Annotated in this window: 12 protein-coding genes; 6 read left to right on the forward strand and 6 right to left on the reverse strand. The window is 62.3% G+C overall.

Annotated features, from left to right (window positions below; translation table 11 throughout):
* Nucleotides 1–161: 161 nt before the first annotated feature.
* The gene (locus tag FBX99_RS21850; protein WP_144929896.1) at nt 162–1,898 is read right to left on the reverse strand and encodes an IlvD/Edd family dehydratase; all 1,737 of its coding nucleotides are present in this window, start codon (nt 1,896–1,898) and stop codon (nt 162–164) included.
* 193 nt (nt 1,899–2,091) lie between these two features.
* On the opposite strand from FBX99_RS21850, the gene FBX99_RS21855 reads away from it, so the two are divergent.
* The 3 genes from FBX99_RS21855 (at nt 2,092) to FBX99_RS21865 (ending at nt 6,157) form a co-directional block, all read left to right on the forward strand.
* On the forward strand, nt 2,092–3,414 hold the full coding sequence (locus FBX99_RS21855; RefSeq protein ID WP_144929897.1) for an MFS transporter: 1,323 nt from the start codon (nt 2,092–2,094) through the stop codon (nt 3,412–3,414).
* A 156-nt stretch (nt 3,415–3,570) separates the two neighbouring features.
* A complete protein-coding gene (gene araD1 / locus FBX99_RS21860) occupies nt 3,571–4,563 on the forward strand; it encodes an AraD1 family protein (RefSeq protein ID WP_144929898.1) in 993 nt (330 codons plus the stop codon).
* A 13-nt stretch (nt 4,564–4,576) separates the two neighbouring features.
* Nucleotides 4,577–6,157, forward strand: a complete 1,581-nt coding sequence (locus FBX99_RS21865; protein WP_144929899.1) for an aldehyde dehydrogenase (NADP(+)) — start codon at nt 4,577–4,579, stop codon at nt 6,155–6,157.
* A gap of 359 nt (nt 6,158–6,516) precedes the next feature.
* Here the strand turns inward: FBX99_RS21865 and FBX99_RS21870 are convergent, their stop codons facing one another.
* Nucleotides 6,517–12,126 carry a putative Ig domain-containing protein gene (locus FBX99_RS21870; RefSeq protein ID WP_145132869.1) on the reverse strand — a complete coding sequence of 1,870 codons (5,610 nt, stop codon included), beginning with the start codon at nt 12,124–12,126 and terminating at the stop codon, nt 6,517–6,519.
* 384 nt (nt 12,127–12,510) lie between these two features.
* On the opposite strand from FBX99_RS21870, the gene FBX99_RS21875 reads away from it, so the two are divergent.
* From FBX99_RS21875 to hemN, 3 genes are all read left to right on the forward strand, one after another.
* Nucleotides 12,511–12,954, forward strand: coding sequence for a CopD family copper resistance protein (locus FBX99_RS21875; protein ID WP_144929902.1), 444 nt, complete (start codon nt 12,511–12,513; stop codon nt 12,952–12,954).
* Nucleotides 12,955–13,049: 95 nt separating this feature from the next.
* The gene (locus FBX99_RS21880) at nt 13,050–14,372 is read left to right on the forward strand and encodes a coproporphyrinogen III oxidase (protein ID WP_144929903.1); all 1,323 of its coding nucleotides are present in this window, start codon (nt 13,050–13,052) and stop codon (nt 14,370–14,372) included.
* Nucleotides 14,369–15,757 (forward strand): oxygen-independent coproporphyrinogen III oxidase, encoded by a 1,389-nt coding sequence (hemN, locus tag FBX99_RS21885; RefSeq protein WP_144929904.1) that lies wholly within the window; start codon nt 14,369–14,371, stop codon nt 15,755–15,757. Before FBX99_RS21880 ends, hemN begins: the two co-directional genes overlap by 4 nt.
* A gap of 354 nt (nt 15,758–16,111) precedes the next feature.
* Here hemN and FBX99_RS21895 read toward each other — a convergent pair whose 3' ends face one another.
* From FBX99_RS21895 to FBX99_RS21910, 4 genes are all read right to left on the reverse strand, one after another.
* Complete coding sequence (locus FBX99_RS21895) at nt 16,112–16,318, reverse strand: hypothetical protein (protein WP_047701039.1); 207 nt, start codon at nt 16,316–16,318, stop codon at nt 16,112–16,114.
* Between the two features lie 6 nt (nt 16,319–16,324).
* Nucleotides 16,325–17,749: an AdeC/AdeK/OprM family multidrug efflux complex outer membrane factor gene (gene adeC / locus FBX99_RS21900; protein WP_145132874.1), complete on the reverse strand. Its 1,425-nt coding sequence runs from the start codon at nt 17,747–17,749 to the stop codon at nt 16,325–16,327.
* A gap of 84 nt (nt 17,750–17,833) precedes the next feature.
* Nucleotides 17,834–18,661, reverse strand: a complete 828-nt coding sequence (locus tag FBX99_RS21905; protein ID WP_144929907.1) for a helix-turn-helix transcriptional regulator — start codon at nt 18,659–18,661, stop codon at nt 17,834–17,836.
* A gap of 494 nt (nt 18,662–19,155) precedes the next feature.
* Nucleotides 19,156–20,343 (reverse strand): FAD-dependent monooxygenase, encoded by a 1,188-nt coding sequence (locus FBX99_RS21910; protein WP_145132876.1) that lies wholly within the window; start codon nt 20,341–20,343, stop codon nt 19,156–19,158.
* Nucleotides 20,344–20,390 lie beyond the last annotated feature (47 nt).

A 20,390-nucleotide genomic window follows, 5' to 3' on the forward strand; every position in this document is an offset into this window, starting at 1 on the left:
GGGCGGGTCGCTAGTGCGATTGTATGTGAGATGCAGATCCCCCTGTGGGAGCGAGCCTGCTCGCGATGGCGGCGAGTCAGCCGACATGGATGCTGGCTGACAGTGCGCTATCGTCGGATCGGCGCCCGGAGCAAGCTCGCTCCCACATGGGATTTGCAGGGTCAGTGGGAGTGTCGCGGCACCTCGGCGCCGCGGCAGCCCACCAGGAAGTCGAAGTCGCAGCCCTGGTCCGCTTGCAGGACATGGTCGATGTACAACTGACGGTAGCCGCCCACCAGCAGTTGCTGTGGCGGGGCCAGGTCAGCCAGGCGGGCGGCCAGTTCGGCGTCGGAAATGTCCAGGTGCAGGCGGCCGCTGGCGCAATCCAGCTCGATGAAATCACCTTCTTTCACCGCTGCAAGAGGACCGCCGGCCGCAGCCTCCGGTGCCACGTGCAACACCACGGTGCCATAGGCGGTGCCGCTCATGCGTGCGTCGGAAATCCGCACCATGTCGGTCACGCCCTGGGCCAGCAGCTTGGCCGGCAAGCCCATGTTGCCCACTTCGGCCATGCCCGGATAACCCTTGGGTCCGCAGTTCTTCATTACCAGAATCGAGTCGGCATCCACATCCAGTTCCGGATCGTTGATCCGCGCCTTGTACTCGTCGAAGTTCTCGAACACCACCGCGCGACCTCGATGCTGCATCAGCTCGGGGGTGGCGGCGGAGGGCTTGAGCACCGCCCCCAAAGGCGCCAGGTTGCCGCGCAGCACGCAGATGCCGCCGTCGGCGCGGATCGGGTTGTCCAGGGTGCGGATGACTTCGTCCTGGCCGTAGATCGGCGCATCCTTGGTATTTTCTCCGAGGCTCTTGCCGTTGACGGTCAGGGCATTCGGGTGAGGGATCAGATTGGCTTCACCGAGACGACGCAATACGGCAGGCAGGCCACCGGCGTAGTAGAACTCTTCCATCAGGAAGCGCCCGGACGGCTGCAGGTCGACGATGGTCGGCATGCCCCGGCCGATGCGGGTCCAGTCGTCCAGGTCCAACTGCACGCCGATGCGCCCGGCGATGGCCTTGAGGTGGATCACCGCGTTGGTGGAGCCGCCGATAGCGGCGTTGACGCGGATGGCGTTTTCAAAGGCTTCCTTGGTGAGGATCTTCGACAGCTTCAGGTCCTCACGGACCATTTCCACCGCGCGCATGCCGGACATGTGGGCCAGCACATAGCGGCGCGCGTCCACGGCCGGAATCGCGGCGTTATGGGGCAACGACGTGCCGAGGGCTTCGGCCATGCACGCCATGGTCGAGGCGGTCCCCATGGTGTTGCAGGTGCCGGCCGAGCGGGACATGCCGCCCTCGGCCGCGAGGAAGTCGTCGAGGGTGATGGTGCCGGCCTTCACCTGCTCGCTCAATTGCCAGACCACCGTGCCGGAACCGATGTCCTGGCCCTTGTGCTTGCCGTTGAGCATGGGGCCACCGGTGACGACGATGGCCGGTACGTCGCAACTGGCGGCCCCCATCAGCAGGGCGGGGGTGGTCTTGTCGCAACCGGTGAGCAGCACCACGCCGTCAATCGGGTTGCCGCGAATCGCCTCTTCCACGTCCATGCTCGCCAGGTTGCGGGTCAACATGGCGGTAGGGCGCAGGTTCGATTCGCCGTTGGAGAACACCGGGAATTCCACCGGGAAGCCCCCGGCTTCGATCACGCCGCGCTTGACGTGCTCGGCAATCTGCCGGAAATGCGCGTTGCACGGGGTCAGCTCCGACCAGGTGTTGCAGATGCCGATGATCGGCTTGCCATGGAATTGATGGTCGGCAATGCCCTGATTTTTCATCCAGCTGCGGTACATGAAGCCGTTTTTGTCGGCAGTGCCAAACCATTGGGCCGAGCGCAGGGAGGGTTTTTTATCAGACATGATCGATTCTCTTATTGTATGACTATATTGTTCCGGATGAAGCGTAACATAAGCGCAATTTGCACGCTTTGGAAGTGTTGTTGGGTAAATAGTATTACTATATAGTCCAGCTCAATGGAGGGATTGTCCTGGCGTGCATTCGCGAGAGAAATCCCCCGTGGTTCCATAACAACAACAATCGGAGACCGGTCCCATGAGCCAGGAATTGCGGCTTATCCGTCGCATCACGCTGAAACTGATTCCCTTCCTGATCCTGTTGTACCTGATCGCCTATGTAGACCGCTCTGCGGTGGGCTTTGCCAAGCTGCACATGGGCGCCGACCTGGGTATCGGCGATGCCGCCTACGGCCTGGGCGCAGGGCTGTTTTTCATCGGTTATTTCCTGCTGGAGATTCCCAGCAACCTGATGCTCGAACGGTTCGGTGCCCGGCGTTGGTTCGCCCGGATCATGATCACCTGGGGCGCGATCACCATCGGCATGGCGTTTGTGCAGGGCCCCCACAGCTTCTATGTGATGCGCTTTTTGCTCGGCGCCGCCGAAGCCGGATTCTTCCCCGGCGTGCTGTACTACATCACCCAATGGTTCCCGGTTCGCCATCGCGGCAAGATCCTGGGGCTGTTCATTCTTTCGCAGCCCATCGCCATGATGATCACCGGTCCGGTGTCCGGCGGCTTGCTGGGCATGGACGGCGTATTGGGCCTGCACGGCTGGCAGTGGTTGTTCATTGTCATCGGCCTGCCGGCGGTGTTGCTGACCTGGCCGGTGCTGCGCTACCTGCCGGATGGCCCGCAACAGGTGAAGTGGCTGGACCAGGCCGAGAAGGACTGGCTGACCGGTGAGCTGAAAAAGGATCTGCAGGAGTACGGCCAGACCCGCCACGGTAACCCGCTGCATGCCCTGAAGGACAAACGGGTCTTGCTGCTGGCGCTGTTCTACCTGCCGGTGACCCTGAGTATCTATGGCCTGGGCTTGTGGTTGCCGACGCTGATCAAGCAGTTCGGTGGCAGTGATCTGGTGACCGGATTCGTGTCTTCAGTGCCGTATATTTTCGGCATTGTCGGATTGCTGATCATACCCCGCAGCTCCGACCGCTTGAATGATCGCTATGGTCACCTGGCCGTGCTTTATGTCTTGGGCGCCATGGGGCTGTTCCTCAGTGCGTGGTTGTCGGTGCCGGTGCTGCAACTGGCGGCGCTGTGCCTGGTGGCGTTTGCCCTGTTTTCCTGCACGGCGGTGTTCTGGACCTTGCCGGGACGTTTCTTTGCCGGCGCCAGTGCGGCGGCGGGCATCGCCTTGATCAACTCGGTGGGTAACCTGGGTGGCTACATCGGGCCGTTCGTGATTGGCGCGCTGAAGGAATACACCGGCAACCTGGCCTCTGGGCTGTACTTCCTGTCCTGTGTGATGGTGTTCGGCCTGGTGTTGACCGGCGTAGTGTATCGCCTGCTGGAGCGCAGGCATGTGCTGCCGGCCGACCAGTTCGCGGCCAGTGCGCGGGGGGCGACGCGTACCTGATTTTGATGGCTGTGGCGGTCACTGTGGGAGCGGGCTTGCTCGCGAAAGCGGTGGGTCAGCTTGCATAAATATTGACTGTGCCACCGTCTTCGCGGGCAAGCCCGCTCCCACAGGGGATTGGCGGTGTGTTCAAGGTTTGTTTACAAGGAGAGATCCATGCGTTTAGTTCAATTCGAATTACCCAACGGTGAACGCCGCGTCGGTGTGGTCGAGGGCGATCAGGTGCGCGAAGTGCTGGGGGCGCAGACCGTGCGTGAGCTGGCGCTGGCGGCCATCGAGGCGGGTGTGAAGCTTGCAGAGCAGGTCAATGGCCTGGGATTCGGCGCCGAGTATGATTACCCGCGGTTGCTCGCCGAGCTGCGGATCCTGCCGCCGCTGGATCACCCGGACCCGGCGCACCTGCTGGTCAGCGGCACCGGCCTGACCCACCTGGGCAGCGCCTCGGCCCGGGACAAGATGCACCAGCAGGCTGGCGACGAAGCCGCCATGACCGACACCATGCGCATCTTCAAGTGGGGCGTCGAGGGCGGCAAGCCCCAGGCCGGCCAGGCCGGCGTGCAACCGGAATGGTTCTACAAGGGTGACGGCAGCATTGTCGTCCGTCCGGGTCATCCGTTCCCGTTGCCGCCGTTCGCCGAAGACGCCGGCGAAGAGCCGGAAATCAGCGGCCTCTACGTCATCGGCCTCGACGGCAAGCCTTATCGCCTGGGTTTCGCGGTGGGCAACGAATTTTCCGATCATGTGATGGAGCGCAAGAATTACCTGTACCTGGCCCATTCGAAACTGCGCAGTTGCAGTTTTGGTCCGGAACTTCGTGTCGGTGAATTGCCTCAACATCTTTCCGGAAGCAGTCGTATCCTGCGCAACGGCGAAGTGCTGTGGCAGAACGAATTCCTCAGCGGCGAGGCCAACATGTGCCACAGCCTCGAAAACCTGGAATTCCACCATTTCAAGTACAGTCAGTTCCTGCGTCCGGGGGATGTGCACGTTCACTTCTTCGGCACCGCGACCCTGTCGTTCGCCGATGGCATCCGTACCCAGCCGGGGGACGTGTTCGAAATCAGCCAGGCCGAATTCGGCGCGCCGCTGGTCAACGGCATTGCCCCGGTGGACGCGGCGTTCAACCCGGGTACTATCGGCACACTTTAAGAGGAGACTTGCGATGAACCAGATCCTTGGTCACAACTACATCGGTGGGGCGCGCAGTGCGGCCGGCCAGACGCGTTTGCAGAGCCTCGACGCCAGCACTGGCGAAGCCTTGCCGGGTGATTTCATGCAGGCCACGGCTGAAGAGGTCGATGCAGCCGCCAAGGCGGCCGCCGCGGCTTACCCGGCTTACCGCAGCCTGAGCGCCGTGCGCCGGGCCGAGTTTCTCGAGGCCATCGCCGATGAGCTGGATGCCTTGGGCGATGCGTTCGTCGCCGTGGTCTGCCGTGAAACCGCGTTGCCTGCGGCACGGATCCAGGGTGAGCGGGGTCGTACCAGCGGGCAGATGCGCCTGTTCGCCAAAGTCCTGCGCCGCGGCGATTTCTACGGCGCGCGTATCGATCGGGCCCTGCCGGAGCGCCAACCGCTGCCGCGCCCGGACCTGCGTCAGTACCGCATCGGCCTGGGCCCGGTGGCGGTGTTCGGCGCCAGCAATTTCCCGCTGGCCTTTTCCACGGCTGGCGGCGACACCGCGTCGGCCCTGGCGGCCGGCTGCCCGGTGGTGTTCAAGGCCCACAGCGGCCATATGGCGACCGCAGAGTGGGTGGCCGATGCGATCATCCGTGCCGCCGAAAAAACCGCGATGCCGGCCGGGGTCTTCAACATGATCTACGGCGGTGGCGTCGGTGAGTGGCTGGTCAAGCACCCGGCCATCCAGGCCGTGGGTTTCACCGGTTCCCTACGGGGTGGGCGGGCCCTGTGCGACATGGCCGCCGCGCGTGCGCAGCCGATCCCGGTGTTTGCCGAGATGTCGAGCATCAACCCGGTGATCGTCCTGCCTGAAGCGCTGGCGACCCGCGCCGACAGTATTGCTCGCGACCTGACCGCCTCGGTGGTGATGGGCTGCGGTCAGTTCTGCACCAACCCGGGCCTGGTGATTGGCATCCGCTCGCCGCAGTTTACGGCCTTCACCCAGCAGGTCGCCGCGCTGATCGGTGACCAGGCGCCACAGACCATGCTCAATGCCGGTACCTTGCAGAGTTATGGCAAGGGCTTGCAGAAGTTGCTGGCTCACCCGGGCATCGAGCACCTGGCCGGACGCCCACAGCAGGGCAACCAGGCCCAGCCGCAGCTGTTCAAGGCCGACGCCAGCCTGTTGATCGAGGGGGACGAGGCGTTGCAGGAGGAGGTGTTCGGCCCGACCACCGTGTTCGTCGAAGTGGCCGACCAGGCGCAACTCAGTGCCGCGCTGAACGGCCTGCATGGTCAACTCACCGCGACCATGATCGGCGAGCCGGATGATTTCCAGCGGTTCAGCGAATTGACGCCGTTGCTGGAGCAGAAAGTCGGCCGGATCCTGCTCAACGGTTACCCGACGGGTGTCGAGGTGTGTGACTCGATGGTCCACGGCGGCCCTTACCCGGCCACCTCCGATGCCCGCGGCACATCGGTGGGTACCCTGGCCATCGACCGCTTCCTGCGGCCGGTATGCTTCCAGAACTACCCCGACAACCTGCTGCCGGAACCCCTGAAAAATGCCAACCCGTTGGGGATCCTGCGGTTGGTGGACGGAGTCCCGGGCCGCGAAGCGCTTTGACCGTCGCAGGGTGGCAGTTCCATTGAGGTTCGATGGACTGCCGCCATCGTCGGAACGCCGCCCGGAGCAAGCCCGCTCCCACATTTGATCCTGGGTGAATGCAGGATTTACACACGCTACTGATCCCCTGTGGGAGCGGGCTTGCCCGCGAAGGCGGCGGAATATTCAGCATCAGTGCAAGCTGATCTACAGCTTTCGCGAGCAATCCCGCTCCCACAATTGTCTTGGGTGAATGCAGGATTTGCACACGCTACTGATCCCCTGTGGGAGCGGGCTTGCCCGCGAAGGCGGCGGCACATTCAGCCTCGATGCCAATTGACCCACCGCCATCGCGGGCAACCCAGCCCTCACCCAAGGGTTCACGCCGTGAAGTCGCTGGCGTGCAGTTCCTTGACGCCGACCAGTTCGAACTCGAACTCGGCGGTAGCATCGGCGTCGACGCTGCCGTAGAGAATGCCGTCGGCAAAGCGCAACTGACCGGTGGCATTGGTGGCGTCGAAGGCGTTACTGCCAATGAAGGTGAAGGCATCGATAGTGGCGGTCAACGGGTTGGCGTCCAGTCCGGTGAGATCCAAGTGGTCCAGTTCGGCGCTCTTGAAGCCGTTGATCACATCGCGCAAGGTTCCGGTGCCCATGTCCGCCAGTGCTCCGAACACGTAGGTGTCCGCGCCGGTGCCACCGGTAAGGTTGTCGGTCCCGGCGCCGCCGATCAAGCGGTCATCCCCCGAGCCACCCACCAGCGTATCGTTGCCCGCGCCGCCATCCAGGATGTTCCCGGCGCTGTTGCCGGTCAGGGTGTCGGCGTAGGCACTGCCAGTCAGGTTCTCGAAGTTCTTCAACGTATCGAGGCCCGAGCCTACGGTGTTCTGTTGCGCCGACGTCGAGAGCGTCACGGTCACCCCCGCCAGCGCCTGCGCGAAGGACACCGTATCGTTGCCTTCACGCCCGTCCAGCACGTTGTTTCCGGCGCCGGCGAACAACGTGTTATCCAGCGTATTGCCCGTGCCGTTGGCCGCATCGGGCGTGTCGATATACAGGTTCTCGACGTTGCTGGTGAGGGTGTAGGTCGCCAGGCGGCTGTGCACACTGTCGATGCCCCCGGACAGTGCATTGCTGTTGGTCTCGATCACCGTGTCGCCGGTATTGTCGACATAGTACGTGTCATTGCCATCGCCACCGCTCATGCTGTCGTTGCCGGCGGCTCCGTCGAGCACGTTGTTGGCGATATTGCCGGTGATGAAGTTGCGTCGTTCATTGCCGGTGCCATCGATCTCCGAGACGCCGGTGAGCACCAGGTTCTCGAGATTGGCCCCCAGTGTCCAACTGACCGAGGCCTTTACCGTATCGATCTGTGAGGTCGAGGTGTTGGTTTCCACCACGCTGTCGAAGGCGTTATCGACCACGTAGATGTCATTGCCATCGCCACCGGTCAGGGAGTCCGCCCCCAGGTCGCCATCCAGGGTGTCGTTGCCCGAGCTGCCCACCAGGGTGTCCGCCTGGTCGGTACCTGAGATCATCCCGCCCTGGTTGGCGTGGTCGAAAATGTCCTGCACGCTGTTGTTGTCGTTGGGATCGCCATGGAAGCCCAGGTCGTCGGCGATGTAGTCGGCCAGTCGCTGGCCGACGACTTCCGCCGATTCCTCGTGCAGATGCCAGACGTCGTCCGGGTACACCAGCGGATCGACTTCGTAGCGCAACGGCAGGTCAGTGTAGTCCACCGCCAGCTTGACGTCGGCGCGCTCGGCCGCCATGGCTTCCTGGGCGGCGCGGACATAGCCGACACCTTCGACAATCGCGGCAATCTTTTCCTCGGAATAGCCACGGGCTCGCGCCGCATCCTGCTCGTAGTGACCGGTTTCCATCAGGTACACGTTGAAATTGCCGAGCTGGGCATGCAGGTAGTCGAACACCTTCAGTGTCGCGGCCTTGTAGGCAGCGGCCGCTGCCTGCTTGTCGGTGGCGCGGGCAATCTCCTGGGCGCCTTCTTCGCCCTGGCCCCAGATGATGCCCATGGTGACGTTATCGATGGCCTTGAGTTCGCTGAGCTGGTCCTTGAGCAATGTCACGGCGCGCAACAGCGCGGGCCCGGGCTGGTTGGTGTCGGTCAGCCACCAGCACAGCTTCAGCTCTTCGGGGCTCAGTGTCGACAAGCCGTTGACGGTGCTGCCGCCCACCGCGATATCGATGCCATTGCCGTCGGCGTCGGTGAACTGGCTGCGTACGTCATAGGTGGTGTAGCGGTCCAGGTCCTTGACCAGCATCGAGGTGCCGGATTGATCGTCATCCTCGGTCATGCGCAGTAGGCGTGCATTGGATTGGCCGAGGGTCGGCAGGTAGAGGATGTCTTGCTGGGCGCGCTCGCCGAACACGAAATCACTGGCGGTCAGGGTGTTGAGGTAGTTGCCGTTGAGGGCGATCTCGAAGCGGTTGCCATCGGCGTCGGCTTCGGCGGACTTGATGTAGGTCTTGTCGCCGGCCGAGTTCAGGGTCATGTACAGCGTGCCGTTGGTGCCGTCGCCAAGGCCGGTGAAGCCCAGGCTGGACACGTCGATCTTGTCCACGCCCACGGTAAAATCATAGACCGTGTCGGTGGCCGTCACGCCACCGGTGTCGTAGTCGCGGTAGCTGTCGAGCACCTTGGTGTAGCGGAAGGTATCGGCGCCATCGCCGCCGTACAGCGAGTCGCGTCCGGCGCCGCCGTCGACGATGTCCGCGCCGGTGTCGGCCTTGATCGTGTCGTTGCCGCCCAGGCCGAGGATCAGGTCCGCGCCGGTGGTACCGTTGAGGGTCTCGGCGCTGCTGGTCCCGGTGATGGTGTTGGCCGGTGCGTCGGCCACCACCAGGGCGAAGTTGTCGCTGACCGAAGCACCCGAAGGATCGGTGGCCTTGACCAGCACGTCATAGCTACCGGATGCGGTGCTGGTCGGCGTGCCGCTGAAGGTCAGGCTAGTGGCATTGAACGTCAGCCACGCGGGCAGGGCCCTGCCGTCGGCGAGGGTCGCGGTGTAGGTCAACACGTCCTGGTTGGCGTCGGTGAAGCTGTCGTGGGCCACGGTGTAGCGGAACGGCGTGCTTTCGCTGGCAGTCTGGTCGAGCAGCGGAATGGCCACCACCGGCGCCACGTTACCGGGGCTGTTCTGGTCGGCGAACACGAAGTGGTTGGCCGTCAGGCTGCTGACCAGGTTGCCCGCCAGCGACACTTCGAAGCGGTTGCCGTTGGCATCGACGGTCAGGTCCTTGAGGTAGGTGCGGTTGGACGAGGCGCTGTAGGTCAGTTGCAGGGTGCCATTGAGGCCGTTGCCCAGGCCGGTGTAGCCGAGCGCCGAGACGTCGATCTTGTCGGCGGCCACGTCGAAGTCGAGGATCTGGTCACTGGCGCTGGTGGAGCTGGTGCGGTAGCTGTCGAGCTTCGAGGTGTAGCGGAACACATCGGCACCCGTGCCGCCGGTGAGTTTGTCCACCCCGGTACCACCGACCAGGATGTCGTTCCCGGCGCCGCCATTGAGCGTGTCGTTCCCGGCGCCACCGAACAATTGTTCGTTGGCCGCGGTGCCGGTCAGCGTGTCGTTGTTCGGCGTGCCGTTGATGACGACGGAGGTGGGTACATCCTGCACGGCGAGGGTGAAGCTGTCGCTGACGGTGGCGTTGCTGCCATCCGTGGCGGTGACTTGTATGGAGTAGGTGCCCGAAGCGGTGTCGCTTGGTGTCCCGCTGAACGTGCGCGTGGCGGCATCGAACACCAGCCAGCTGGGCAGGGCGCTGCCGTCGGCCAGTTTGGCGGTGTAGCTGAGGCTGTCGTTGTCCGGGTCGCTGAAACTGTTGGCCGGCACTACGTAGCTGAACGGTGTGTTCTCCGTCGCGCTCTGGTCCAGCAGTGGGGTCGCCACCACCGGCGCATGGTTGGTCGGCGATGACGTTGCGAAGACGAAGTTGGCACTGGTCAGCGTGTTCAGGTAGTTACCGTCCAGTGCCACTTCGAAGCGGTTGCCATTGGCGTCGGCGGTCAGGGACTTGATGTAGGTCTTGGTGCCGGCGCTGTTGAGCACCAGGTACACGGTGTCGTTCTTGCCGTCCCCCAGGCCGGTGAAGCCCAGGGCCGACAGGTCGATCTTGTCGGAGGCGACATTGAAGTCGGTGATCAGGTCGCCCAGGTTGACGCCGCCGGTGTTGTAGTTGCGGTAGCTGTCCAGACGGTTGGAAAACACGAAGGTGTCCGCCCCGGCACCGCCGGTGAGGGTGTCCATGCCGGCCCCGCCGTCGAGCTTGTCATCGCCGGCGCCGCCACTGAGGCTGTCGTTGCCCGCCAGGCCGAGCAGGGTATCGGCCGAGTCGCTGCCCGCCAGCGAGTCGTTGCCGCTGGTGCCGGTGATCACCCGGTTGAAGATGAAGTTGTTGGCCGTCAGGGTGCTGGCGAGGTTGCCGGAAAGAATCAGTTCGAAGCGATTGCCGCTGGCATCGGCGTCGAAGTCCTTGATGTAGGTGCGGTCGTTGCTGGCGCTGTAGCTGACCTGCAGGGTGCCGCCCCGGCCGTTGCCCAGGCCGGTAAAGCCCAGGCCGGCGAGGTCGATCTTGTCTTGGGTGACGTCGAAGTCGGTGATGGTGTCATCGAAGCTGGTGGTCGCGTTGCGGTAGCTGTCGGACTGGCTGGCGAAGCGGAACGTGTCGGCGCCCGTGCCGCCGGTGAGTTTGTCGACGCCCGCGCCGCCCACCAGGATGTCGCCACCGGCGCCGCCGTTGATGGTGTCGTTGCCGGCGCCACCATAGAAGATCTCGCTGGCGCTGGTGCCCAGCAGCGTGTCGTTGCCGGCCGTGCCTTGTACGGTGGTCATCGGTTCCGTGGCACTGACGTAGCTGCCATCGCCATAGATCAGCGTCGCGCCCTTGCTGGTGTGGCTGATGGTGTTGGCGATGATCGCGTTGCGATCGGTGCCGTCCTCGTTGCGCTCGGCCACGCCATAGGTCGACAGATCGCTGCCGCTGATGAGGTTGCCCTGGATCGTGTTATCGCTGCCGTTGAAGTACTTGCCGGAGACGCCCAGGGTGTCGTCGTAGGATTGGATGATGATCTCCGGGACCGCGCCGCCCAGGGAGTTGTTGTTGAGGGTATTGTCCAGGATCTCGACGTGGTTGCTGCCGTAGATGCGTACCCCGGCGCTGGCGTTGTCGTGGATGTCGACGCCGGTGACCGTCACTTCGCTGGACAGTTTGATCAGCACGCCTTCGGCGCCGTTGCCGTACACCTCGCCGCCGGTGATGGTGATGTTGCTAGGGGAGGGGATGTTCTCGCTGCCGCGCTGCACCACGATGCCGTTGCCGCCGTTGTCATAGGCAACGTTGTTGGTGAGGGTGAAATCGTGGGTGCTGGTGACGACGTTGAAGCCGTGCCGGTCATTGTCGTAGGCGACGTTGTTTTCGAAGGTGCTGTCGCTGAGGAAGTCGGCCACGAAGCCGTCCAGGCCATTGCCATGGGACACGCTGTTCTTGATGACCATGTTGACGGTCTGCTCGTGGGGGTCGAAGCCGTACCCGGAGCAGTCCTTGATCTCGACGCTGTCGATGGTGACGTTGGAGTCGTAGCCTTCTTCGCCGGGAATATAACCGTTGAACCAGCCGTCGATCTTGCCGGTGGTGTGGTCGCGGTTGCCGTCGATGGTGAGTTGGCTGATGCCGAAATCATGGGTTTCTTCGCCATAGGCGGAGCGGATGACGCCGGTGATCTTGGTGTCGGAGCCGTCGGCCACCTTGACGGTGGTCTCGCCCATGCCGTCGCCATACAGGTGGACGTTGCTCTTGAGCATCAGGCAACCGTCGGAAGGTTCCTCACCCCCCGAAACGATGTAGGTTCCGGCCGGCACATACACCTCGCCCCCACCTGCCGCTGCCGCCGCGTCAATCGCTGCCTGGATGGCCGCGGTGTCATCGGTAATACCGTCTCCTTTGGCGCCAAAATTTTGTACGTTGAAAATCATGAGCTTATCTCCGTATCGGGCTGGAACCACGGTAGATGCCAATATTCCATCGGCGACCACAGGGTTATGACCTGACGGAGCGGGAAAGTTGTGACCGAATGTCGGGCAAGTGTCAAAAAGCTGAACTACCTGATCAGCGGTCGGGAACCTTGTTCGGGAAAGTTACGTTTCATTGACGCCGTTTCCTCTGTGGGAGCGGGCTTGCTCGCGAAAGCGTCATGTCAGTCACTGCTGGATTGGCTGATCCACCGCTTTCGCGAGCAAGCCCGCTCCCACAGGAGGAATCGCCGCATGGCATTTACGGCTTTGTTGATTGGTATCAACCTCAACATCTGTCTTGGGCGGTAGCCTCGAATAAAGCCCACGCGCCTGACAGAGCGTCCCATGATCTATCCGCTGCTCCTGACCCTGCACCTTTTCGCCGCCCTGGTGTTCATCGGCACGGTGTTCTTCGAGGTGCTGTTCCTGGAGAGCATCCGCCGGCAACTGCCCGCCAAAGTCATGGTGCTGCTTGAACAGGGCATCAGTGGACGCGCCCGCCAGTTGATGCCCTGGGTATTGCTGGTGCTGTTCGGTGCGGGTGGCGGGATGGTCTGGATGCGCTATTGGCCGGTGTTGATAGCGCCGTGGCAATCGTCGTTCGGTCTGTTGCTGGGGTTGAAGATCCTGCTGGCGGGCAGCGTGCTGGGGCATTTTCTCTGGGCCATGTGGCTGTTCAGGCGTGGACGCATGAACGCCCGTTACGTCCAGGTCATCCACACCCGGGTGTTCCTGCATCTGGTGGCAATCGTGCTGTTGGCCAAGGGCATGTTCTACATCAACTGGTAACAGCGCTGGTGTGGGTCCAAGGCGCTTGATACAGGTCAAGGTGGCGTGGCGGGTGAAGCCGGACAATATCCCCGCGCAGCCACTCGGAGATTGTCATGTTCGACCCGCTACATAAATTCCACGGAGGCGTCGGCTCCCTCGATCTGCTCCGGGGGTTGCGCCACAGTCGCCAGAAACGACGACCGCTCTCGTTGGCGGTGCACCTGCCGTCGCGCCTGAGACACGCGTCGTGTTCCTCCCTTGCCAGCGTTTGCCAGTGCGCCGGGATCGACGTCTATCTGCAATCGCTGATGCACGAGATCGGCCTGGTCGGCTGTCACCTGGGGACGGGCCGACGGGTCGATCAGTTCTGGCTGACCGGCGGCACACCGGTGATCGTCCATTTACAGCGGCTGATGGACGAATTGCGCAAGCGCTTCGACTTTTCCGAGAGCGGCGACCAGGGCATCGAGCTGGACCTGCATCACACCGACTGGTCAACCATGGGCCTGATTCGCGACCAGGGCTTTACCCACGTCAGTATCGGTGTCCCCGACATGGGCGCCGACCGGGACCTGTCGGTGGATAGCTACCAGAACCCGGCACCGATCCATTCATTGATCGACGCGGCGCGGACCTTCGGCTTTCGCTCCATCAGCATCGACCTCGGTTATGGTCACGCCTGGCAGACGCCCCACAGCTTCGCGCTGAAGCTGGCCACCTTGATCGAACTGGAGCCGGACCGGCTGCATGTCTTCGACTATGCCCGGGCGCCGTGTCGCTACCGTTCGACGGACGCCGCAATGGCCGGCAGCTTTTGCAGCCAGGCGGACAAGGAGGCCATGCGTCGGGTCAGCTGCGAACAATTGATCGGCGCGGGGTATCACTACATTGGCCAAGGACTGTTCGTCCGGGCTGACGATGACCTGGCGGTCGCCCAGGAACATGGACGCTTGCACCATAACTGCCAGGGGTTCACCCGGCATGGTTGCTGTGATCATGTGGGGTTCGGGCTGGCGGCCATCACCCAGATCGACGATCTGTACGTGCAGAACACCGACGATCTGTTGCAGTACCGCCAGCAACTCGGGGCCGGGCAACTGCCGGTCTGTCGTGGCTGGCGCTGTGAGGCCGAGGATCAGGTCAAGGCGACGGTGACTGAACAGCTGTCCTGTGACCTGGAACTGGACATTCGGGCCATCGAAGCCCGTTTCGGACTGGTTTTCCGTGAGCATTTCGCGTCGATCTGGCCGCAACTGGAAGCCTTGGATAGCGATGGATTGATCGAGTTGTCGAGCCGTTTCATCGGCATCCTGCCGGCCGGCCGGTTGAGCGTGGACGCGATCTGTAATCTGTTCGACCCATGCTTTGACGATACAGTCGCCGTGCCCTTCGAACCTACACCGACCAGGCTTTTTGAAAGGTTGAATCCATCATGAATTCCCCATCCGCGTTCAATCGGGCCCTGGTCGAGAAATACGACTGCCCGGGCCCACGCTATACGTCCTATCCCACGGCTCCGCAGTTTCATCAGGCGTTTGCCATGGACGAATACCGCGAGGCCGCCCGGCGCAGCAACCAGGCCCTGGTGCCCAAGCCGCTGTCGGTGTACATCCATATCCCGTTCTGCCAAAGCCTGTGCTACTACTGCGCATGCAATAAGATCATCACCCGCAAGAGCCATCGCGCCGCCGAATACCTGACGTACCTCAAGCGGGAAATCGTCCTGCAGGCGAGTTTGTTCGATCGCACGCGCAAGCTGACCCAACTGCATCTGGGGGGTGGCACGCCGACCTATCTGACCCACGGGCAACTGGCCGAGTTGATGGACTGCCTGCACCAGTCGTTCGACATGGATGACAGCGACGCCCATGAGTTTTCCATCGAGGTCGACCCGCGCACCATCGATGCCGAGCAGGTCAGGGGATTGCGGCAATTGGGCTTCAACCGCCTGAGCTTCGGCATCCAGGATTTCGATGCCCAGGTGCAAGCCGCCGTCAACCGGGTACAAAGCCAAGCCCAGGTCGCAGCGTTGGTGGCGGCGGCCCGCGAGGCGCGCTTCAAGTCGGTCAGCGTCGATCTGATCTACGGTCTGCCATTGCAGACCCTCGCCAGTTTCGATATCACCCTGGACAAGATCATCGCCCTGCGTCCCGACCGGATTGCGGCCTACAGCTACGCGCATCTGCCGCAGCGGGTGAGGGCGCAGCGGATGATCCGCCCTGAAGACATGCCGCCGCCGGAGCGCAAGCTGGAGCTGCTCGAACTGACCATCAATCGGTTGAGCGAGGCGGGTTATATCTACATCGGCATGGACCACTTTGCGCTGCCGGACGATGAACTGGTGCGTGCCCGTGGCCAAGGTACCCTGCAACGCAATTTCCAGGGCTATTCCACCCACGCCGACTGCGACCTGATCGGCCTGGGCGTGTCCTCGATCGGCAAGGTCGGCGACAGCTATAACCAGAACGTCAAGGAGCTGTCCCAGTATTACGCTCGCTTGGACCAGGGCCTGTTGCCGGTGCAGCGCGGCTATCGCCTGAGCGACGACGACCGCTTGCGGCGTGAAGTCATCAGCGAACTGATGTGCCATGGGCGCGTGGATGTCGGTCGCATCGAGGCCGGTCACGGCATTTGTTTCAGCGAATACTTCGCCGATGCGCTGGCCGGGCTCCAGGAGCAAGTGCGCGACGGATTACTGCAAATCCACCCCGACGCGCTGGTACTGCTGCCCCAGGGGCAACTGATGATGCGCAGCGTCGCCATGGCCTTCGACGCCTACCTGGAAGCAGCCCCGGCGGTCCAGTATTCGCGAACGGTGTAAGACAGTGATGAAGCTCCCACTGTGGGAGCGAGCTTGCTCGCGAAAGCGGTGGATCAGCCTGCAACGATGCTGAATGTGCCGCCGTCATCGCGAGCAGGCTCGCTCCCACATTATCCGGGGCGTATCCGGTATCTGCGTCCGGCGCCAATCCCCTGTGGGAGCGGGCTTGCTCGCGAAAGCGGTGGATCAGCCTGCATCGATGCTGAATGTGCTGCCGCCTTCGCGGGCAAGCCCGCTCCCACAATATCCGGGGTGCATCCGCTATTTGCGTCTGGCGCCAATCCTCTGTGGGAGCGAGCCTGCTCGCGATAGCGGTGGATCAGCTTGCATGGATGGTGAACATGCCAAACCAGGTCAGGTTCTTTCACCATCGGGTGCCGTGGACGCCGGGATCAGGTCGCGCACGGCATAGAAGCCCTGCACCAGCCGATTCTTCGCCCGGTACTCGCAAAGCAGCAGCAAGGTATCGGGTAACTGGGCGATCGATGAGGCAGGCTTGACCACCATGGTCTTGCCTCCCGAGCGTAAACGGACAAGTGTTCCCGGTTCGAATGTGCCCATCTTCATTCACCTCACTGTGATCGTGTTTGTACGTTCGACCCAGCCCCCACCCAGCGCCTTGTACAGATTGACCTCGGCGAGCAGTTGCGACAGCCGGTCGACGATGAGGGTCTGCCGGGCGCTGAACAGCGAGCGTTGTGCATCGAGGTACGTCAGGCTGCTGTCGACGCCGATGCGATAGCGACGCTCCGCCAGCCTGTAGTAGTCCTGGTTGGCCTGCACCAGATCGGACTGCGCGACCAGTTGTTCCTTGTAGGTCTTGCGCGCCGCCAGGCCATCGGAGACTTCCCGGAAGGCAGTCTGGATCGATTTCTCGTACTGGGAGACGCGGATATCCTTCTGGATTTTCGAATAGTTCAGGCTCGCCCGAAGGCTGCCGGCATTGAAAATCGGCAGGTTGATCTGGGGCTGGAACAACCAGGTGCCCGACCCGCCCTTGAACAGCCCGGACAACTCGTTGCTCGAAGTGCCGGCGTTGGCGGTCAGGCTGATGCTCGGGAAGAAGGCGGCACGGGCCGCGCCGATATTGGCGTTGGCCGCTTGCAGCAGGTACTCGGCCTCAAGCACATCCGGGCGGCGTTGCAACAGGTCCGAAGGCAGGCCGGCCGGCACCTCGCTCAGCAGCTCGGAGGCCAGGGGGCGGGCGGGCAAGTCATCCGCGACCGAGGTGCCGACCAGCAAGGTGAGATTGTTGAAATCCTGGGCCACCTGGCGCTGGAACTGGGCCAGGCGGGCCCTGGCGTCCTCCACCGAAGTGCGTGACTGGCTCAGGGCCAGGGCCGAGGCGGTGCCCACCTGATTGCTTCGTTCCGTCAGGCGCAGGCTTTCTTCATAGGATTGCAGCGTGTCACGGGTCAGGGCCAGCAACTCCTGGTCGGCACGCCAGGTCAGGTAGGCACTGGCGACACTGGCCACCAGGCTCAACTGAGTGCTGCGGCGTGCTTCTTCGCTGGACAGGTAGATGAGGGAGGCCTGGTCGCTGAGGCTGCGTATGCGTCCGAACAGGTCCAGCTCATAGGCGCTGATGCCCAACGTGGTGGAATATGAGCTGCTGATCCCCGGCTTGCCGGTTCCCGTCAGGCTGCCCGGCAGCCGCTGGCGCGAGCCCGTGCCGTTGGCACTGATCGCCGGGAAGAGGTCCGCGCGCTGGATTCGGTATTGCGCCTGGTAGGCCTCGACGTTCAGGGCCGCCACGCGTAAGTCACGGTTGTTGATCAACGCGCTTTCGATGACTTGCTGCAGCGCCGGATCATGGAACAAGTCGCGCCAGCCCTGATCGGCCGCGGCAGGTCCCGACAGGGCCGGGGCGTAGGCTGACGTCTGGGGATATTGCGCCGCGACGGGGGCATCGGGGCGCTGGTAATCCGGGATCAGCGAGCAACCGCCGAGCAGGAGTGTCGCGGCCGTCAAGGGGCTCAGGAGTTTACGCATCGACCTGTCTCATCGTGATGCCTGCCAGGCCCCGGTGGCACGGGCAGGGGTTCGGTTAGATCCGTGCTCGCCGGTACCTGCGCATCAGGATCCGATCATCCATTTCGCCAGCCCATGCCGTCCGCTGACACCAAGCTTGGCGGCGGCGCGTTTGAGGTAGGTTTCGATGGAACTGTTTTTGACCTGCAGCTTTTCCGCTATTTCCGGGACGGTACCGCCTGCCAGGAGTCCCAGGCAGACCTCTTTTTCCCGCACCGAAAGGGTCACGTCACAAGGGCTCAATCGTTCATCGAAATCCCGTTGCAATTGTGTCTGGTCAGCGATGTTCAGCGGATGAGACGTAGCGCTGCCCGGGTTCCTGATGGACGACTGCCGATTGAGGTGGGCATGGCGCTCTCCCAGCGGTAGCAGTGTCTCGGAGAGGTATTTCAAAAAGGACAGTTCCTGCAGGGAAAAGTCGCGCTGAGCCTGGGGGCGATGCAAGGAGATCACACAGCGGCGATTGCCCTTGCGCGAAATCAGGCTGCACTGATGGGAGGTACCCAGGCAGTTGTTGTCCTTTTCATTCTTCATCCGCGCGCCCAGGTGGATCAGTAGGGCGTCGTCCACTTCCAGCACCCGTTTCACCAGGGGATGGTCGTTGCGCTGTATCGCGGTGGTAGGGCAGACAGATTGCATCTGCGGGCTTTTTGGCTGGCCTGCATCCCCGAGCAACTGCACATCGAGGACCGTCGCCTGGGCATCGTCAATTGTCCATTCGCTCAGTTCGAGCCGACTGACAGGCACCGATGTTTCGATCAGTTGGTGCATGTTGGTCAAAAAACTCTCGTGTCCGACACTTGAAATCAGCTTCCCTAGCTCCGCGTAGATGTGCGTGTTTTGCGCACCTCCAAAAACCGCATGTCGATTCATATGCTTATCCTGCATATCGAAACTGCTTTGCATCTCAGTGACCGTCGACGGAGAAAAATCCGATCGCTTCCTAAAATGCTGAAGCCTTTTCTGGATTTAAGACCTGAGGATCAAAATCACCTGTGAATCCATCCACATGAAAAACGATTCAGCCGGTGGGACTATTAAGCATTCTCATGTAGGAAAAGTCTGTAAGGGAAAACAGGGACAGTTCGACGCTCCTGTTTTAGCTGACGATTCCCAGAGAAAACCTCTCTCTTTGCAAAATGCCTGGTCAGTACGGGCATCCGGCCTGACTGACTGATTTTTAAATTCCTATTAAAAACAAAATGTTACAGATGTATCTGGGTCGTTATCTGGCTCCTGTGCCTGGTTTTCAGCGCCCCGAAAGCACTTTTTTCCCGGGGGAAATGTCCGGAATTAAAGTTCCAATTCTGTAGGACGCCTCCTATTTTTGAATTTTTTTTCATTTTTTGTCTATGTGTGAGTCGATTTCAGTCATTGACGTAGGTCGCGGCCGGTTGTAGGCGGGGTTTGAACGACAGGATGTCGAGGTTCTTCTTGCGCCAACTGCTCTGTGGCGTCAGGCGGAAGTACCATTCCCGGGCCCAGCAGGCGAATGTCGATTCGGCCTGTTCGATGCTGCTCATGAAGCGTGCTGCGTTGACGATGCCGTTGGCCCGGGGGAGTCGATACGCCTGGTACTGCGTCAGCGCGCCGCCAAGGTCCGGCGTCTGCGCCAGGCAATCGGCAAGCACCACGGCATCCTCGATGGCCTGTGCCGCACCCTGGCCCAGGCTGGGCAGCATCGGGTGGGCGGCATCGCCCAGCAGCACCACGTGGCCGTCGCGACATTGCTTTACGGGATGACGGTCCCGGGCGTGCATTTTCAACAGGGCGCTCTCGGGCGTGGCCTCGATGGCGGCAACCACTTCCGGTGCCCAGCCGGCATAGGCGCCGAGCACTTCCTGTTTGCTGACGTTCAAGGCGTCATCCGCCGCATTGGCGCGGTTGCAGGTTCCCCACCAGTACGCGTGGCCATCCCCTACGTCACACAACCCGAACCGTTTGCCGCGGCCCCAGTAATGCGCCACGTAGCCCTCGGTCATCATCGGATGATGCAACGGCGTGACGGCCAGCCAGGCGATATAGCCCGAGGGGCGTGTCGGAGTCTCGCCGAGCATCTGCCGGCGGATGACCGAGTTCAGGCCATCGGCGCCGATCAGCAGGTCAGCCTCCTGGCTGCTGCCATCTTCGAACTGCACCGTTACGCCATCCGGGCGATGGCTGTAGCCCACGCAGCGCAACCCGGTGACCAGGCTGTCCGGCGTGAGCTGCTGGGCCAGGGCACGCAACAGCAACGGGCGCTGGATATTCACATTGGCGTGACCCAATTGTTCGCCGACCTCATGGATCGGCATGCGGGTGATGGGCTCGCCGTTGTGCTTCTTGAAGAAAAAGTGCCGGATCGCCTGGCCCGCCTGTTCCACCGGAACGTGGGCATCGATCGAATGCAGCGCCGCCATGGCATTGGCCATGATCGACAAACCGGTGCCACCGGTGCGCAGCGTCTGGGCCGCTTCGAAGACTTTGACCTGCCAGCCCGCTCGTTGCAGGGCAATGGCCGCGGTCAGTCCACCGATACCGGCGCCTGCCACGATGGCTTTCCTGGGTTGTGTCATGTTGGTTCACCTGTTCCGTGGTGCTATTCACTTGAGGTTTGTATGAA

This window comes from Pseudomonas sp. SJZ074 (assembly GCF_007828215.1).
In the GTDB taxonomy this organism is placed as follows: Bacteria; Pseudomonadota; Gammaproteobacteria; order Pseudomonadales; family Pseudomonadaceae; genus Aquipseudomonas.

What these genes read in the sequence shown, in the direction of transcription:
- FBX99_RS21855 (WP_144929897.1), top strand. Translation starts at nt 2,092, where the DNA reads ATGAGCCAGGAATTGCGGCTTATCCGTCGCATCACGCTGAAACTGATT.
- FBX99_RS21910 (WP_145132876.1), bottom strand. Translation starts at nt 20,343, where the DNA reads ATGACACAACCCAGGAAAGCCATCGTGGCAGGCGCCGGTATCGGTGGA.
- araD1 (WP_144929898.1), top strand. Translation starts at nt 3,571, where the DNA reads ATGCGTTTAGTTCAATTCGAATTACCCAACGGTGAACGCCGCGTCGGT.
- FBX99_RS21870 (WP_145132869.1), bottom strand. Translation starts at nt 12,126, where the DNA reads ATGATTTTCAACGTACAAAATTTTGGCGCCAAAGGAGACGGTATTACC.
- hemN (WP_144929904.1), top strand. Translation starts at nt 14,369, where the DNA reads ATGAATTCCCCATCCGCGTTCAATCGGGCCCTGGTCGAGAAATACGAC.
- FBX99_RS21895 (WP_047701039.1), bottom strand. Translation starts at nt 16,318, where the DNA reads ATGGGCACATTCGAACCGGGAACACTTGTCCGTTTACGCTCGGGAGGC.
- FBX99_RS21875 (WP_144929902.1), top strand. Translation starts at nt 12,511, where the DNA reads ATGATCTATCCGCTGCTCCTGACCCTGCACCTTTTCGCCGCCCTGGTG.
- adeC (WP_145132874.1), bottom strand. Translation starts at nt 17,749, where the DNA reads ATGCGTAAACTCCTGAGCCCCTTGACGGCCGCGACACTCCTGCTCGGC.
- FBX99_RS21905 (WP_144929907.1), bottom strand. Translation starts at nt 18,661, where the DNA reads ATGAATCGACATGCGGTTTTTGGAGGTGCGCAAAACACGCACATCTAC.
- FBX99_RS21880 (WP_144929903.1), top strand. Translation starts at nt 13,050, where the DNA reads ATGTTCGACCCGCTACATAAATTCCACGGAGGCGTCGGCTCCCTCGAT.
- FBX99_RS21865 (WP_144929899.1), top strand. Translation starts at nt 4,577, where the DNA reads ATGAACCAGATCCTTGGTCACAACTACATCGGTGGGGCGCGCAGTGCG.
- FBX99_RS21850 (WP_144929896.1), bottom strand. Translation starts at nt 1,898, where the DNA reads ATGTCTGATAAAAAACCCTCCCTGCGCTCGGCCCAATGGTTTGGCACT.